The sequence below is a fragment of the Prauserella cavernicola genome, from assembly GCF_016595675.1.
Taxonomy (GTDB): Bacteria; Actinomycetota; Actinomycetes; order Mycobacteriales; family Pseudonocardiaceae; genus Prauserella_A; species Prauserella_A cavernicola.
Genome location: NZ_JAENJH010000006.1, coordinates 168,032 through 184,315, shown reverse-complemented (window position 1 = coordinate 184,315; position 16,284 = coordinate 168,032). Strand labels below are relative to the sequence as shown.

At 69.4% G+C, this 16,284-nt stretch carries 12 protein-coding genes; 5 read left to right on the top strand and 7 right to left on the bottom strand.

Translation table 11 applies throughout. From position 1 onward, the window contains the following. Positions 1 to 223 precede the first annotated feature (223 nt). From JHE00_RS23225 to JHE00_RS23205, 5 genes are all read right to left on the bottom strand, one after another. A complete protein-coding gene (locus tag JHE00_RS23225; RefSeq protein ID WP_200321655.1) occupies positions 224 to 1,504 on the bottom strand; it encodes an alpha/beta fold hydrolase in 1,281 nt (426 codons plus the stop codon). 2 nt (positions 1,505 to 1,506) lie between these two features. After that, a complete protein-coding gene (locus JHE00_RS23220) occupies positions 1,507 to 2,574 on the bottom strand; it encodes a 2,5-dihydroxypyridine 5,6-dioxygenase NicX family protein (RefSeq protein WP_200321653.1) in 1,068 nt (355 codons plus the stop codon). Positions 2,575 to 2,617: 43 nt separating this feature from the next. Next, the gene (locus JHE00_RS23215) at positions 2,618 to 4,312 is read right to left on the bottom strand and encodes an OPT/YSL family transporter (RefSeq protein WP_200321651.1); all 1,695 of its coding nucleotides are present in this window, start codon (positions 4,310 to 4,312) and stop codon (positions 2,618 to 2,620) included. 68 nt (positions 4,313 to 4,380) lie between these two features. After that, the gene (locus JHE00_RS23210) at positions 4,381 to 5,136 is read right to left on the bottom strand and encodes an IclR family transcriptional regulator (RefSeq protein ID WP_200321649.1); all 756 of its coding nucleotides are present in this window, start codon (positions 5,134 to 5,136) and stop codon (positions 4,381 to 4,383) included. Between the two features lie 227 nt (positions 5,137 to 5,363). Then, the gene (locus JHE00_RS23205; RefSeq protein WP_200321647.1) at positions 5,364 to 5,945 is read right to left on the bottom strand and encodes an RDD family protein; all 582 of its coding nucleotides are present in this window, start codon (positions 5,943 to 5,945) and stop codon (positions 5,364 to 5,366) included. 405 nt (positions 5,946 to 6,350) lie between these two features. On the opposite strand from JHE00_RS23205, the gene JHE00_RS23200 reads away from it, so the two are divergent. The 3 genes from JHE00_RS23200 to JHE00_RS23190 all read left to right on the top strand — a co-directional run bounded on the left by JHE00_RS23200 (position 6,351) and on the right by JHE00_RS23190 (position 10,053). Next, positions 6,351 to 7,682 carry an MFS transporter gene (locus JHE00_RS23200; RefSeq protein ID WP_200321645.1) on the top strand — a complete coding sequence of 444 codons (1,332 nt, stop codon included), beginning with the start codon at positions 6,351 to 6,353 and terminating at the stop codon, positions 7,680 to 7,682. Positions 7,683 to 7,708: 26 nt separating this feature from the next. Continuing rightward, on the top strand, positions 7,709 to 8,962 hold the full coding sequence (locus JHE00_RS23195) for an alpha-hydroxy acid oxidase (RefSeq protein WP_200321643.1): 1,254 nt from the start codon (positions 7,709 to 7,711) through the stop codon (positions 8,960 to 8,962). A 98-nt stretch (positions 8,963 to 9,060) separates the two neighbouring features. Beyond that, the gene (locus JHE00_RS23190) at positions 9,061 to 10,053 is read left to right on the top strand and encodes a LacI family DNA-binding transcriptional regulator (protein ID WP_200321640.1); all 993 of its coding nucleotides are present in this window, start codon (positions 9,061 to 9,063) and stop codon (positions 10,051 to 10,053) included. Between the two features lie 30 nt (positions 10,054 to 10,083). On the opposite strand, the gene JHE00_RS23185 is transcribed toward JHE00_RS23190, so the two are convergent. After that, on the bottom strand, positions 10,084 to 13,395 hold the full coding sequence (locus JHE00_RS23185; protein WP_200321638.1) for a BTAD domain-containing putative transcriptional regulator: 3,312 nt from the start codon (positions 13,393 to 13,395) through the stop codon (positions 10,084 to 10,086). A 105-nt stretch (positions 13,396 to 13,500) separates the two neighbouring features. Further along, on the bottom strand, positions 13,501 to 14,376 hold the full coding sequence (locus JHE00_RS23180; RefSeq protein ID WP_307832069.1) for a C40 family peptidase: 876 nt from the start codon (positions 14,374 to 14,376) through the stop codon (positions 13,501 to 13,503). A 424-nt stretch (positions 14,377 to 14,800) separates the two neighbouring features. Between JHE00_RS23180 and JHE00_RS23175 the strand changes: the two genes are divergently transcribed. Both JHE00_RS23175 and JHE00_RS23170 read left to right on the top strand, forming a co-directional pair. Then, entirely contained in the window at positions 14,801 to 15,304 is a 504-nt protein-coding gene (locus JHE00_RS23175; protein WP_200321634.1) for a DinB family protein, read from the top strand. Positions 15,305 to 15,444: 140 nt separating this feature from the next. Then, the gene (locus JHE00_RS23170) at positions 15,445 to 16,203 is read left to right on the top strand and encodes a PIG-L deacetylase family protein (protein ID WP_200321632.1); all 759 of its coding nucleotides are present in this window, start codon (positions 15,445 to 15,447) and stop codon (positions 16,201 to 16,203) included. The last annotated feature ends 81 nt before the right edge of the window (positions 16,204 to 16,284 follow it).

Here is a 16,284-nt window from a genome sequence, read left to right as displayed (position 1 = left end):
AATGGGCGTCCTATTTGTTTCCTCAAGAACAAAAAATCAAGCTCGGAATTATTTGTTTTGGTCGGAACAAAATTTATCGAGTGACGCGCGCCGACGAGGGCCGCACCGGCGTCAGCGGCCGAACGCCACCCGTCCCCCACCGGACATGGCGACTCATGTCCGAAAAGGACCCCAGCGGCCGTGCCGGGGACGCCTCGGTCGAGGCGCCCCCGGTCGGGCGCGATCAGCGACGCAGCATTGTGAGCAGCCGGTCGAGCAGCCGGTAGCCGTCGACGCGGACACCGTCGTGCTGGTACTCGTTCGTCACCAGCGGGCGCAGGCCCCGGATCGACTCCGCCGTCGCCAGGGACAGCTGGCGCGGCACGAACATGTCGTCGTGGTAGATCGCGGCCGCCACCGGAACCTCGTTGCCCGCCAAGGCTTCCGGGTCGTACAACGCCGGGAAGTCCTCGCGGTTCGCGAGCAGGTCCGCAGCCTCGCGCAGCGGCACCAGTGCCGGGTCCTCGGCGAGCTGCCACGGGAAGATGTGCTCCCCGGTCAGCAACGGCCGGTCCGCATCCGGGTCGAACTCCGGCAGGGACTGCCGGACCCGGTGCGCCGCCCACGAGGTCGCCCCGTCGGAGAGGGCGCCCTGGGCGTAGATCGTCTCGTGCAGCACGGCGTAGAGCGGGTTCGCCGCGAACGAGACCACGTCGCCCACCTCCCGCAGGAACCGCTCCCGCAGCCGGCGTTTCCCGCCCACGGTGACGAACGGGTCCTCGAGCAGGTAGTGCAGCGAGTCGAACCCGGTCGAGGAGCCCAGGCTGATCCCCACCTGCAGGAACCGGGACACCGAGAGCGCCTCACCGGTGGGCAGCCGCTCCTCGTGCTCGCGCAGCTGCCCCGCCACCTCGGCCACGGTGACCGCGTCGCCAGGGTAGCGGGCGAAGAAGGCGGCGTTGCGGCGAGCGGTCTGCGCGAACGTCAGGCGGTACACCTCGTCCGCGGGACCGCTCAGCGCAGGCAGCCCCGCGGTGATCAGCACCTCCCGCAGCCCGTGCGGCGCGCGGGAGAGATAGGCGGTGGCGATGAAGCCGCCGTAGGACTGGCCGAGCACCGTCCACGGCTGCTCCCCCAGCGCCAGGCGCAGCGCCTCGGCATCGGCCACGATCGAGTCGGCGCGGAAGTGGGCCAGATAGGCGGCCTGGCCCACGGTGTCCAGCTCGGCGAGCGTCTGCCGGTCGGCCGGGGTCGACCGGCCGGTGCCGCGCTGATCCAGCAGCACCACCCGGTACTCCTGCAGCGCCCGGTCCAGCCAGCCGCCAATCGAGGCGGGCCGGTTCGCCCGGTTCCCCGGACCACCCTGGAACCACACGAGGCGCGGCCGGTCCGCGCCGCCGTCGCGAACGATCTCCCTCGCGAAGACCTCGATGGTGCCCGGCGTGGCACCGGTGTGGTCCAGGGGGACGGTGAGGGTGTGCTCGTGGACGTCGTGCCCGTCGAGCCGGTGGCTGCGAGTCCGCATGCTCAGTACCCGTCCACTCCGAGGCGGCGGCAGATCTCCACCAGCTCGGGGTGGACGTACTTGCCGTTCTCCTCGAGGGCCACGCCGTCGACGTAGATCGACGGAGCGACGTTCGACCCGTCGGAGTGCGCCGGAGCCACCCACGGCTCGCCGCCGATCCAGGCGCCCTTGGTTCCGATGCCGAACTCCACGCAGCCGAAGACGCGCTCGTCCTCGACGATCCGGCCGGTCGACTTGGTCACGCCGGGGTTGAAGCCCAGCGACCAGTGCGCCACCCGGTACATGTTCTCGTCGTCCTGCGCGGCCAGCCAGGAGCGGTAGACGTCGGCGTCGCGGCCGGTGCCCTCGACCTTGGTGACCACGCCGTTCTCGACCGTCAGCGTGACCGGGTTGGAGATCAGGCCGTTCTCGTCCGGCGGCCACACGGCTCCGTCGAAGACGATCGTGCCGTTCTGGGTCTCCTCGATCGGGTTCCAGGAGATCTGGCCCGCGAGCATCACCGACATGCCCGGCTTGTCCGCGGGGATGCCGCGAACGTGGATCGGGCGGTCACCGGTGCGACCGGTGATGTCCATGCCGTTGGCCGAGGTGATGCGGATTTCCTCGCCCGCGGTCATCAGCTCGACCAGCTTGTCGCCGAGGTCCCGCACGCCCTGGTAGTCGACCTTGGCGACGGTGTCGACGAGCATCTGCACGTCCAGCCCGGTCAGGCAGGTGTAGCGGGTGCCGCGCTCCATCGCGGCGCGGAACGCGTCGGAGTGCATGATGTAGCCGAGCTGGAGCTCGATCCACACGTCGGCGCCGAGGGCCGCGCCCGCCACCGGGGCGGGAGGTTCGACGGCGGACTGCCACCTGGTCTCGTACCGCACGATCACGGGGTGGGCACCGACGGCCTTCGCGGCGCCGCCGAGCAGCTCGGCCACGCGCATGTCCGACGAGGTGTCGGTGGTGATGAGGACGTTCTCGCCCTCCTGCACGCACATGATCTCCTCGATCAGCTTGCGCGCGCCGACGAATGCCTCGAACGCGAGATACTCACTGCGGGACTCGACCCGGTTGGTGACCTCCACGCGGAACTCCTTTCTGTGGTGGGAATTGGGACAGTGCTCAGGGTCAGCGGACGACCTGGCCGAGTGCGGCCACCGCGTCGCCGGTGATCAGTCCGGCGCCGAACAGGTTGAGGTCCTCCTCGCCCTTGGGGCCCTTGACGTGGCGAACGATCACCCGCGCCAGCAGAGCGGCGAAGACCAGCCAGCAGGCGTACGGGGCGGAGATCAGCAGCCCGGTGGCGAGCATGACGCCCATCTGCCGCCGGGAACCGCCGATGGCCTGGATGAGCGCGCCGGGGATGGCCCAGATCAGCAGGTTCTGCACGGCGTCCGGGTTGGTCAGCCCGGCGCTGATCGTGTCGGCGAAGACCTGCGACACCGGGGGCAGCAGGTCGGCCTCGAAGTAGGAGCGCCACAGCAGCGCGACCATGACCAGCGCGACGACGAAGCCGATGATCGACGAGTAGTACTGCTGCTTGCGGCCGGACATCTCGTACCGGGCGTACCCGGGGTGGCGGGAGTGGACGCGGCGCAGGATCCAGCCTGCCTTGAGGTCGTAGCCCATGTCGGCGAAGGCAGGGCCCGTGGCGGCGCAGTAGCCGACGAGCACCACGAGCGGCACCTCCGGCAGCCCGATCACCAGCCCGATGACCAGGAAGATCAGTGTCACCGCGAAGGCGGGGAACCACCCGGAGTGCATTGCCGCGAGCCCCACGATGATCTCGTGCACGAACGCGGCCACGGCGGCGAAGACGACCCAGCCGATCAGGGCGGGCACGCTCAGGTCGGCGATGATGCCGGAGACCGCCGCGAGCGCCATCGCGGCGACCAGGAACATCACCACGCCGGAGCCGAGTCCGCGGCCCAGCTCGGACGCGTTGCGGGTGTGGTACATCGCGGGGTCGATACTCTGGTCCACTTCGGACTCGTCCGGCCGCTCGAGGCCGTGCTTCTCTGCCTCGGCCTTGGCGTCCGCGGCCTTCTTCTTGCGCCGGTTGGTCAGGATGAGGACCGCCTGGATCAGGGCGACCACACCGGCACCGATCATCATCCCGTGCGGGATGAACTCGTCGGAGAGCGAGATGTGCGACAGCCCCGGGATGTCCGGCGCGTACTGGTTGACCATCAGCCCGACGCCGAACATGAGCAGCGCGAAGATGTTGCCGATCAGAGCCACACCGGCCGCGGAGCCGCTCAGGCCGAACCAGGAGAGCACCGCGCCGACGACGCCACCGGCCACGAGGATCTTGGCGCGGCGCCCACCCTCGTCACCGGCCCTGATCGTCTCCGCGGCGGCGATACCGGGAGGCCAGGCCGCGGTGGCGGGCAGGAACCGGGAGCCGAAGGTCTTGAACAACACCCAGGAGTCGACCCCGAGACCCGCGGCCGCACCCAGCAGCAGCGGCCAGATCAGGTCCGGGCGGCCGAACGCCCAGCCGATCGCGATCGGGGTGAGCAGGGCGTTGGCGGCACCGAAGGTGGCCGAGGAGATCGCGGTCTGGGCGAGGTTCTGCCGGTTGACGTCGCGGAACTGGTGCAGGCCCCAGATACCCACCCGGCCAAGGACCATCGCGACGAGCGCGCCGATCACCGAGGTGTTCGCGGAGATTCCCAGCGTGGTCACCAGGTGCAGACCGATGAAGGCGCCCAGCACGGACAGCAGGATCGTGATGACCAGCGTGCGTGGCGCGAACGCCCTCGGGTGGCGGAGCGGTTCGGTGCTCGTGGGCGCAGCGTCGTGCGCGGAGTCATGCGACATGGGGAGGTCTCGTTTCGTGCGCGTGGGATAGGCGGTGACGGGCGAGGTGCCTGTCGTGCGCGCGGGGTTCAGTCGGCGGGAGGGCGGAGAGCCTGCCCGAGCTGGTCAGCGCTCGCGAGCACGGCGTCGACGAGCTCGTCGGCGTTCGGCGTCATGTAGGACCACGGCCCCAGGACGCTCACGGCGCCGAAGAGGGTGCCGTCCAGCAGCACGGGCGCGGCGACCGCCATCACCCGGCTGTCGAACTCGCCCTCGCTGATCGAGTAACCGCGCTGCCGTACCTGCTCCTGGCGGTGGGTCAGGTCGGTGACCGCATCGGGGTCGGGCTCGTGGCCGTCGGCACCGAGCAGATCCTTGGCGGATGCGGCGGGGTGGAACGCGAAGATCGCGTGCCCGGTCGCCCCGAGGTGGCCGGGATAGGACCGGCCCAGTGCGGTGGCGTAGCGCAACATCCCGGGACCGTCGCAGGCGGCGATCGTGCGGTAGCGGAACCCGTCCGGCACGCAGACCACCACGGACTCACCGGTGGCGGCGGCCAGCTTCTCGAGGTGTGGTTCGAGCTGGTGCCGCAGGCCCGGGCTGTGTTCTGCCTGACGGCCGAGCTGCACCAGGGCGGGGCCGAGCGTGTAGCGGCGGGTGGCCGGGTCCACCACGGTGAAGCCCTGTCGGGCCAGTGTGGCCAAGATCCGCTGTACCTGGGATTTGTCCAGGCCGAGCTCGTCGGCCAACTCGGTCACGCCTCGGGTGGGGCGGTCCTCGGTGAAGGCGCGCAGGACCTGCAGGGCACGGCTCACCGTGTGCAGGTCTCCGGGTCGAGCAGTCATGGTGGATCCTTCGTTGCGATTGGCGGGAACTATTTCTCGTTATCTGCGTCGTGTCAAGGGTGGAGTGACAGAGCGGCTCCTGACCCGATCTCCACTGACCCGGACAACACGAAGTGCGCGCCGAGTTGGCACTCGACGCGCACACGTGGGGTTGTATCCGGGGACCGAGCAGCGCTGAGCGCCCTCGATCACCTGAAGTTGTCGGTCATCTCACCGATCGAGGAGCCTCACCGGGTGGAGGCATGGGGCGTGGCGCCCCCGAGGTGCTGGAAGCCGGCGGCGTGCAGCCGCCGGGTGGCACCGTCGTCGATGCTGATCCGGTGGAAGGAGATGACGCTGGTCGCGTTCTCGAACAGCGCGACGATGATGACCGGAACGAAGAACGGCACGAGCAGCACGTTCCGCATGATCATGGCCCACCAGGCCGTCGCGCCGAGCCGCCCGCCGTTCTTGACCCGAACGAGCCGGGTGCCGGTCAGCACGGCGCCAAGCGCGCGCCCGTTACCGAAGTACAGACCGGACAGCATCGGCACGCCGAACACCAGGCAGAGCACGGCCACCACAAGCATGTTGTCGGAAGGTTCGGGAAGGGCGATCACCAGCACGACGAAGCCGATCGCCATGCCGAGCACGAAGACGACGAAGTCCACGAACCAGGACGCCACGCGCGCCCAGCCTCCCGCGGAGATGTACAACGTCCCGTCCTTGAACTTGTCCAGTCGCTTCGCGACATTCGCGCCGAACACGCGATCGACGTGCTCCCTGACGTCGTCCAACGGGGTCGACAACCGGCCAGGGACGGCGGTCATGTTGTGCTCCTGTGTCTCGTGATCTCGCTGAGGGACGTGCTGCGCCGACGATGATCGTCGATGATGGATGAGCAGACGCCTGCGACGGGGCGAGGGCACGGTACCCGCACGGGCTGCCGACCGGTGTGGGTCGATCAACCGATTGACACCACCGCCGATGTCGGATAGTGACCCCTGACCTCAGCAGAGCTACCGTTCACGGCCCCTTTCCGAGGCACGCCAACGCTGACGAGCCCCGAATCCAGCTCCGGCGGCTGCTCTGCGAACGCCAGACGCACGGCGCACAGCTCGGGCGCAGCCCACGCTTGCTCGTGAATACGTATTCACGTAGGGTCTCGCATCGTTCGCTCCCGTCCGGAGCGAGCCGGGCCGCGCGGGCCCGGTTGGTCACTGAGGGAGACAACGATGTCGTTCGGTTCGATGCGGAAAGGCAAGCCACCCGCCGCCCTGGATTCCACGTCGGGCTCGCCGACGAACGTGCGGTGGCACCTCTTCGTGCTGCTGCTCCTGGTCGGCACTCTGAGCTACATCGACCGGATCTCGCTGTCGGTGGGGATGCCGCTGATCGCCGAGGAGTTCGACCTCGATCCCGCGGTCCAGGGCATCCTGCTGAGCTCGTTCTTCTGGACCTACGCGGCGTTCCAGGTGCCCGGCGGCTGGCTGGCGGACAGGATCGGCCCCCGGAAGGTGCTGACGATCGCCGTCTCGCTGTGGTCGTTCTTCCAACTGCTGACCGGGCTCGCGGCCAACATGTGGATGATGCTGATGGCCAGGCTCGGGCTCGGCGCGGCCGAGGCGCCGCAGTACCCCACCGGCGCGAAGCTGTCCGCACTCTGGCTGCCGGAGAAGGACCGCGCCAGGGGCGCCGTGCTGATGGACTCCTCCTCGACCCTCGGCGCCGCCGTAGGAAGCCTTGTCGTCGCTGGCCTGATCTCGCTGCTCGGCGGCTGGCGAGAGTCCTTTGTGGTGGTCGCCGTGGTCACCGCGGGAGCGGGCTGGGTGATCTGGCGGTTCATCCGGAACACACCGCGCGAGCACCCGCGCGCCAACGAGGCCGAGATCGCCTACGTGGAGGGCGAGCACGCCATCGAGGACGAGCGCGACGCCGAGCTCACCACCAGCACCAAGTCCGCGGCGCATTTCCTCAAGTTCCGCACGTTCTGGTTCATGGGTATCGGGTTCATGGCCGCCAACATGCTGTTCTACGGCTTGCTGACCTTCGGGCCGCTGTACCTGTTCCAGGAGCGCGGGCTCGACATCGGCGGCTTGGCCGGCGCGTCGTTCGCGATCTATTTCTCCGGCTTCGTCGGCGAGAACGTCGCAGGCTGGATCGCGCAGCGCTGGCGCAGGGCGGGAGGTTCGGCGAACCTCGTGATGCGCACCCTCATCGGTGTCAGCGCGTTGATCGCCACCGCCGCGATCCTGGCCGTCGCCTTCGTGTCCGACACGACGGTCGCGGTCGTGTTGCTGGCGGCGACGCTCTTCTTCGGCCGGTTCCTCGGTCTGTACTGGTCGCTGCCCGGCACGCTCACCATCCGCTCGCGCGCCGGAGTGCTCGGCGGGATGATGAACCTGTTCTCCAACATCGGCGGCATCATCATCCCGATCATCACGGGCTTCGTCGTCAGCGCCACGGGTTCGTACTTCACCGGGCTCATCATTTTCGCCGGCTGCGGACTGGTCTACCTCGCCTGCAGCCTCGCCATCGACTACTCGAAGAAACTGCCGCTCGTCTGACGGCACTGGGACGGGAGAACACCATCATGCGACGACTCTCCGGTGTCGCCGAACTGCTCAAGCTGGTCACCGCGCCGTCAGGCCCCTCGGGTGTCGCGGCCGTGCCGAGCATCGCCGACATGCGTCTTCGCGCCGGTAAGAAGGTTCCGAAGATGATCTTCGACTTCGTCGACGGCGGAGCGGGAGACGAGAACACCCTGCGCGCCAACGAAAACGACCTGCGCGACGTGGTCTTCGCCGCGCGCACCCTCGTCGACGTCCGGCAGCAGGACACCACGGCCACGATCGCGGGCCAGGAGCTGCCGCTGCCGCTGGTCTTCGGCCCGGCCGGTCTCGTCCGCGTCGTCGGCAACGACGGTGAGCTCGCCGCCGTGCGCGCGGCGGGAGCACGCGGGATCCCTTACACCATCAGCACCTCGTCAGCCTGGTCGATCGAGGAGATCGCCGACGCCGCGACCGGCCCGCTGTGGTTCCAGCTGTACCTGTGGCGAAGCCGGGAGCTCATCAAGGACCTGGTGTCGCGGGCGAAGGCGGCGGGTTGCGGCACGCTGGTGCTCACCGTCGACGTTCCGCTGAACGCCAACCGCATTCGCGACCTGCGCAACGGGATGTCCATCCCGCCGAAGGTGAACGCCCGCAACGCGCTCGACGCCGTCCGGCATCCCCGGTGGCTCCTCGACCTGGTGCAGGGGCCGCCGATCGGCTTCAGGAACTTCCAGGGAATCGCCGAAGGCAACAGCGCGCTCTCGCACAGCGAGTTCATCAACAAGGAGCTGTCGAACCTCGCGGCGGACTGGGACGACCTGGCGTGGCTGCGATCAACCTGGGACGGCCCGTTGCTGATCAAGGGGATCACGACCGTCGGCGATGCCAGCAAGGCGCTCGCCGCCGGAGTGGACGGGATCATCGTGTCCAACCACGGCGGCCGCCAGCTCGACGGCCTGCCGAGCGCGGTCAGCGCGGTGCCTCGCATCGTGGACCTCGCGGCGGGACGCGCGGACGTCCTGCTCGACGGGGGCGTGCGAACCGGTGTGGACATCGCCAAGGCGCTCGCGATGGGAGCGGCAGGAGTCACCGTGGCCAGGCCGTGGGTGTACGGGGTCGCCGCGGGAGGCAGGCCCGGAGTGGACCGGGTGATCCAGATCTTCGAGCAGGAGTTCCGGCAGACGCTCGCGCTGCTCGGCGCCAACCGGGCACGCGACATCGACCGGGGATTCGCCCAGGTGCCGGATTCCTGGACCGCGCCGCCCGCGGAACTCGACACCGCCGTGGCCGACTGAGGCGTGGCCCCGCAGTGCCGCGGCCGGTGATCCCGCCGCCGCTACACTGGGCGCCACGCCGCCCAGGGCGGCGGGATCGGCATCGTCGGGAGGTGGGCGTGGTCACCAGCCGCGATGTCGCCCATGCCGCACATGTCTCCCAGGCCACCGTGTCGCGGGTCCTCAACGGCAACACCCGTGTCGCCCCCGAGGCCCGCGAGCGGGTACTGCGCGCGCTCGACGAGCTCGGGTACGTTCCCAACGCCTCGGCCAAGGCGATGCGCACGGCTCGCGCCGGCGCGGTGGGCATCGTGGCCTCCGAGATGCTCAACCCGTACTTCCCCCGGCTGCTCGACGCGCTCACCAGGGAAGCCAGGGAACGCGACCTCACCGTCCTGCTGTGGAACGACGACGACCCGGCCGCTCCGATGGCACAGGCGGGCGTCAAGAGCGGAGCCGTCGACGCGGTGATCTTCGCGGCCGCGAAGCAGGAGACCACGGGGGTGGACCAGCTCGCGAGCCGCGGTGTGCCGGTGATGCTCGTCAACCGCGCCGATCCCGGAAACCCGGTCGACCAGGTCACCTCGGACCACGAGGGGTCGGGGTACGCCGCGGCCGCCTACTTCCTCGACCGTGGACGCGACGACCTGGCGACGGTGTTCGGGCCGAGGGACACCTTCGCCAGCCCCGCCAGGGAACGCGGGTTCCGGCGTTGCCTCGCCGAGCGCGGGGTCGAGGTCGCCACGCGGCGCTGGTTCGTCGGCACGACGAGCTACGAGCACGGCTGGGCCTCGGCCACCGCACTGCTGGAATCGGGGACGCTGCCGAGCGCCGTGTTCTGCTCGGCGGACCTCATCGCGTTCGGTGTCATCAGCGCACTGCGCCGTGGAGGCGTCCGGGTTCCCGAGGACGTGTGGGTCATGGGCAACGACGGCCTGCCGATGTCGGAATGGGATCCCTTCGACCTGACGACCCACCGCCAGCCCATCGAGGAGATCGCCAAGCAGGGGATGGATCGCCTCGTGGCCCGCATGGCCGGTGAACACGGTGAGCCACGCCGCATCATGATCCCGACCGAGCTGATCGTGCGAGGGTCCACGGCCCACGCCTGAGCCGGGCATCGCCGCACTGCGCGAGACGGGTCAGTTCCAGCCGCCTGGTTCGGGCCAGAACTCGGCACGGCCCGGCTCCCCCGGCACGGCACGCGTCGAGGGGATTGCCGCCACCAGTTGCGTCGCCGCGCTCAAGGCGGTCAGCGCTTGTGCCTCGAGCAGCCGGAAGCCACAGGAGCCCGCGATCGCCAGTGCCCGTTCGGCCGCGCCCGACGCCGAGGCGGGGTCGCCTGCGCGCAGCCGGGCCGACGCGAGGCCTGCCAGCGCCCGAGCTTCGATGAACGGGTAGGTGTCGTGCGCGATCGTCAGGCAGTCCTCGAACCACCGGGCGGCGGACTCCAGGTCGCCGAGCGCGAGGTATGCCTGTGCCACGGTGGCGGCAGTCTGGGCCGTCGCCTTCCGGTCGCGGACGGTGGACGTCATCTCGTGTGCGCGCTTGGCCAGCTCCAACGCGGCCGCGGCGTCCCCACCCTGGCGATACAGTTCGCTCAGTTCGTCCAGAGTGGACAGTTCGCCGCGCAAGTGTGCCGATTTCCGGTACGCGGCGAGCACATCGGTGAGCAGCTCCGCGGCGCGCGCCCGGTCACCGAGCTGGCGGAGCGCGCTCGCCAGGTTGCCCCGGTTGGCCAGCGCGGAGGTCTCCCGGCCGGTCGCCTCGTTGATCTCCATCGCGGCGGTCAGCAGCTCGGCGGCAGCTCGCAGCTCGCCCTGGCACAGCCGCAGCACACCGAGTCCGTTGAGCGCGACCGCCCGCACATGACCGAGGCGATCCTCGTCGGCCGAATCGAGCGCGCGACGAAACCATCCGTCCGCGTCGGTGAGCGTGCCCTGTTCCAGACAGAGCCATCCGATGTGATGGGCCAGGTACGCGGCGGCTGTGGACCAGCCGACGGCGCACGCGAGCCGCTCACCGGCGATGCAGTCGGACAGCGCCTCCTCCTCCCGGCCGACCGACCACCTGGCCTGGCCGCGGCTGATCAACATCGCTGTTCGCGCGACGTCGTCACCGGCCCTGACCGCGGCGGCCAGCCCCGACTCCGCCGCGGTCAGCCAGCCGTCGGCCTGCCTGCGCACCAGGAAGTAACCGCGGAGCTGGTCGGTGATCCGCCAGGACAGCCCGGGATCGGTGGTCTCCGCCGTGCGCCCGACGATGGCGACCAACGCGGGCAGCTCGGAGTCCAGCCACGCGAGCGCCTCGGCCTCGTCGGCGAAGAACGTGTCGCGGGCCGGACAGGTGTCCAGGCGCACGAGTTGCGGGTACACCCACTCCATGGCTGCCGTCACGGCGTCGGCGTACCACGTGTACAGCCGGGAGCACGCGGTGTCGGCCTCGGCATCGTCCGCGAGCAGCCTCCGGGCGTAGAGACCGAGCAGGTCGTGGAACCGGTAGCGGTCGGCCGTGTACTGCATCAGCATGTTCGCCTCGAGCAGCTCCTCCAGCACGCGATCCGCCCCGGCCGGCGTCATCCCCAGCAGCACGCCGGTGGCCTGGGCATCGAAGTCGTCACCGGGGTGCAGGCCGCACAGCCGGAACGCGCGCTGAGCCGCGTCACCGAGATCGGCGTAGCTGAGCCGGAAACTGTCGAGCACACTCGACTCACTCGTCGACAGTTCGGTGAGCCTGTGGTGGTCGTCGTGCAATCGTCGAACCAGATCGCCGATCGTCCACGACTGACGGGTGGCCAGCCGCGCGCTCGCGATGCGCAGTGCCAACGGCAGTCGTCCACATGCCTCGGCAAGCTCGCCCGCCGCGTCAGGGTCGGCGTCGGTCCGATGCGTTCCCGCGGTCGCCGCGATCAGGGCCACCGACTCCTCTCGGCCAAGTGGTCCGAGGCGAGTCACGGCAGCACCGGCGAGGCCGAGCAGTCTCCGCCTGCTGGTCACGATCACGTCGCTGCCGCCCGCGCCCGGCAGCAGCGGGCGGATCTCCTCGGCGTCGCGAGCGTTGTCCAGCAGCACCAGCATTCGCCGGTCGGCGAGCTCGCTACGGAACAACGAGGCCGCCTCCGCCTCGTCGATGCCGATTCCCCGGTCGGGTACGCCGAGCGCACGCAGGAACCGGCCGAGAACCCGCATCGGCTCAGGCGCGGTCGCCGTGGTGCCGCGCAGGTCGGCGTAAAGCTGTCCGTCGGGATATCGCGCGCGCAGCCGGTGTGCCGCGGCGAGCGCGAGCGCGGTCTTGCCGACGCCGGCGATTCCGCTGATCAGCACGATCCGGGACGAGGCGGGGCCGGACTCCGGGTCAGAGTCGGCGAGCGCGTCCTCGATCCTGGCCAGTTCGCTCGCTCTGCCGAGAAAGTCCGATGGCGCCGCGGGTGCCTGCTGGATCGCGGTCAACCCCGCTGTCCGTCTGGCCTGGTGCCGCAGCACCGCGAGCTGGGCGGAGCGCAGTGGCTGCCCAGGGTCGACGCCCAGTTGGTCGGCGAGCGCCGAGCGGATCCGGTCGTAGGTCGCCAGTGCCTCCGTCTGCCTGCCACCGGCCGCCAGGGTGAGCACCAGTTCCGCGTGCAGGGGCTCGTCCAGTCCCTGCACACTCGCGAGCTCGCGCAACGGTCTCAACGCCTGTTCGGGTTGGCCGAGATCGCGCGCGAGCGCGGCGAACCTCAGGACGGCGCCGGTGTACTCGGCCTGCACCGCGGTGTACAGCGGGTCCGATGCCAACCGCTCGACGTCGGTGTCGCCGCGCCACAGAGCGACGGCCTCGGCCAGCCGGGTCAGGGCGGTCTCCGGCGCGTCGTGGCCCGCCCGGGCGATCAGCTCGCGAAACCTCAGCAGATCGAGGTGCTCCGGGCCGACCACGAGCCGGTACCCGGTCCGGCTGCCGACGAGTACGCTGCCGGTTCGCGCTTCGGTGTCCAGCAACCGCCGCAACCTCGTGACGTGCGTGTGCAGCAACTGCACCGTCTTACGGGTGGCGCCGTCGCGCCACAGGAGTTCGATGAGCTCGTCCTGGCCCACCACCGTGCCCGCTTCGAGCGCGAGCCGCGCCAGCAGCGCGCTCTGCCTGCCGGAACCGAGGGACGCCTGTGCGTCGCCGTGCCAGACCTCGATGGGGCCGAGAACCCTGATCCGCAGCCGGCCGCCCCCGGCCTCCGCCTGAGCGACCCGTCGATCCTCGGCGGCGGCGTGAAAGTGCTCGACGTCGTTGCCTGCCAACCCGAGTGCGGCCGCGAGCGCCTGCACGGAGGTGCTCCTCGGACTTCTGGTCCGGCCCTGTTCCAGGTCGCGGATCGCGCCCGCACTCACGTTCGCCCGCCCGGCGAGCTGCCGTTGCGTCAGCCCGGCACGCAACCGGTGCGCCCGGAGCAACCTCCCGAAGCCGATCGGCGATCTTGGCGGCACCGGGTGATGGTACGTCAGAAAGCGGCCCGGACCGGACCGATTCCCTCACGGCGGAATTCCAGGGTCCTGGCCCCCGACACGAAGCACCGGGGGCCAGGACGACGGTTATCCGTTGGCGACGGTCGCGACCCCGAGGACGCGGTAGGCGCCGATGAACCGGCTGCTGAAATACGACGAATAGCTACCGAAATCGATACCGAACTGTGGCGAAAGAGCGTGGAAAAGCTTGTTGTCCCCTGCCCAGAAAGCGACGTGGGTGGCCACCCGGCCGTTGTTGGCCGTCCTTTCGAAGAAGAGCAGGTCACCGATCTTCAGGTCCGAGGTCGCCACCGGCTTGGCATAGCGCTTCGACGGCGACGTGTTGTCCCGCATCCAGAAGTAGATCTGCTCGGCGGTACGGACACCGCTCGGGAAGTCGGGGAAGTGCGGGATGGCCTCGTAGGAGGTCAGTGCCAGGCCCGAGCAGTCGAAGGAGTTCGGCCCCGTTCCTCCGAGCACGTATGACTTGCCCTGCTGGTCCACTGCCTTCCGGTAGCCGATCCGCGTCCAGTTGAAGATGTCGCGCTCCTGGTAGCAGTGCGTACCCTGCGCGGTCGTCCCGTTCTGCACGCGCACCCGGAGACGGTTGATGTCGGCGAGGTTGCTGGGGTTCCAGTCGGAACGCAGACCGACCTCGTGGTGGCCGTTGCCGCCGCGGAGGATGAAGTAGGCGTTGTCTCCGGGGAAGACGAAGGGAGCCGCCGAGCCGTCGGCGTCCCGGGCCTGGATCCGGAGCACCGGGGAGATGTTGGCCGCCGTGCCGGTGTCGTCGATGCGCCATCGAACGGTCACCTTGTTCGCGCCCTTCCAGTCGACCTGGATGAACGCCCGAGCGCCGGCGCATTCGACAGTGAGCGTGCCGCTCGGGTTACTCAGACCGGCGGCGGATGCCGACGGTGCGGACACGAAGAGAATGCCGGACAGCGATGCGGTGACCGCCACTGCCAGTGCGGCGGCTCTTCGTCTCAGATTCTTCCATCTCACAGCGGGGACTTCCCTTCAGGATGGGCGCATTCCGGTGCCCGTCCGGTTCCCGGACGAAGCAGACGGAACTCTAGGAATCGCCGATGACATCGCTCTGCCCGTACTGCTCCCGTACTGCCGGGGCCTCCCCCGGCGAGACCATGTGATAGACATGTCGCAGCAGGTGGGAACCTGCGACTTCCGCCTCACCAGGCGTCGGCGACGCGTTCGGCTCCTGACCGGCCGGCTTCGATCGCGGTGTTTCAGTCAGACCGCATCGACCCGCTCCCGCACCTCCCCACGGTGAGCACATCGAACTCCGCGACCTCTCCTGAGTGCCCTTGTCGCCATCCCCAGTTCCCTCGCGCAGATCCGCTGCCGCACCCAACAACGGAGCGAAGCCATGAGTACCGTCCGAATCACCGACGGCGCCGAGCGCGCGGTCATCGAGAACCTGCTCGACCGCAACCGCGAGGCCCTGATCGAGACCGCACGCGGTCTCTCCGACGCCGACGCCCGCCGACGACTCGTCGCGTCACTGACGACACCGATTTCCTTGCTCAAGCATGCCGCGGCCGCCGAACGGATCTGGTTCCAGCGGTTCTGGGCGGGACTCGACGAGTCCGAATGCGACGGATACTCGAACCGGGACGAGGGCACCTTCGTTGTCGCGGACGACGAGTCGCTGGCCGACGTGATCGCCGAGTTCGAGCGGGCGAGCAGGCGATCCCGGACGATCGCCGCCCGCTTCGATCTCGACGACACCAAGGACAATCCTCGCGAAGGGACAGTCAGCATGCGATGGACACTGCTCGCCATGATCGAGGAGTTCGCCCGGCATGCCGGACACGGCGACATCCTTCGCGAACAGATCGATCAGCCTCTGTCTCGACAGCCGAACCCGTGAATCCACCGCTGTCGGGCCGGCCGGTGACGAAGTCCTGGATCGGTGGACCATTGAGGTGCACGATGAACATGCCCGGCTCGGGGTGAGCGTCAGGCCCCACCCGGCTCATCGCCGCCCCGCAACGCGGAAGGATCGCCGACATGACACTTCCCGCCCTGCCAGAGGAGTCCTTCAAGCGCGTGCTCTGCGTCGTCGCCCACCCTGACGACATGGAGTACGGCACGTCCGCAGCCGTCGCTCGCTGGACCTCGCGCGGCATCCAGGTCGGCTATCTGCTGCTCACCCGCGGCGAGGCCGGCATGCAGAACCCTCCTGAGGAGACGGCTCGCCTGCGCGTCGCCGAGCAGCAGGCCGCCTGTGCCGCCGTGGGCGTCGAGCACCTGACCGTCCTCGAACATCCGGATGGTGTGCTCGTCTACGGGCTGGACCTGCGGCGCGACATCTGCCGGGAGATCCGCCGGTTCAAGCCCGATGTCGTACTCGGCTCCGGGCACGAGATCGAGACACCCTTCGGGTTCGACCAGGCAGACCACCGCGCGGCCGGGCTCGCGACGCTCGACGCGCTGCGCGACGCCGGCAACCGGTGGGTCTTTCCCGAGCAGGTCGACGACGAGGAGCTCGAACCGCATTCCGTGCGGTGGTTCATCGTCCCCGGGCTCGCCGGCTCCGCGACCCACGGCGTCGACGTCACGGGTGAGCCGCTGCGCCGCGGCGTCGCCTCGCTCGAAGCGCATGCCGCGTACCTGGCCGCGCTTCCTGGCCACCCCGCTCCGGCGGACTTCATCCCGAAGTTCACCGCGATGAGCGGCGCCACCATGGGCGTCGAGCACGCCGTCCTGTTCCGCGTCCACGATCTGCAGATGCCACCGGAGTTCGTCACCGAGGCCATGCAGGACTGACGTCGATGCCGGGTCGCTCCCGGATCTCGAGGAGGTCAGCGCTGTCGTTCCACAGGGGGCCTCCCTGACGTCGTCACGCCG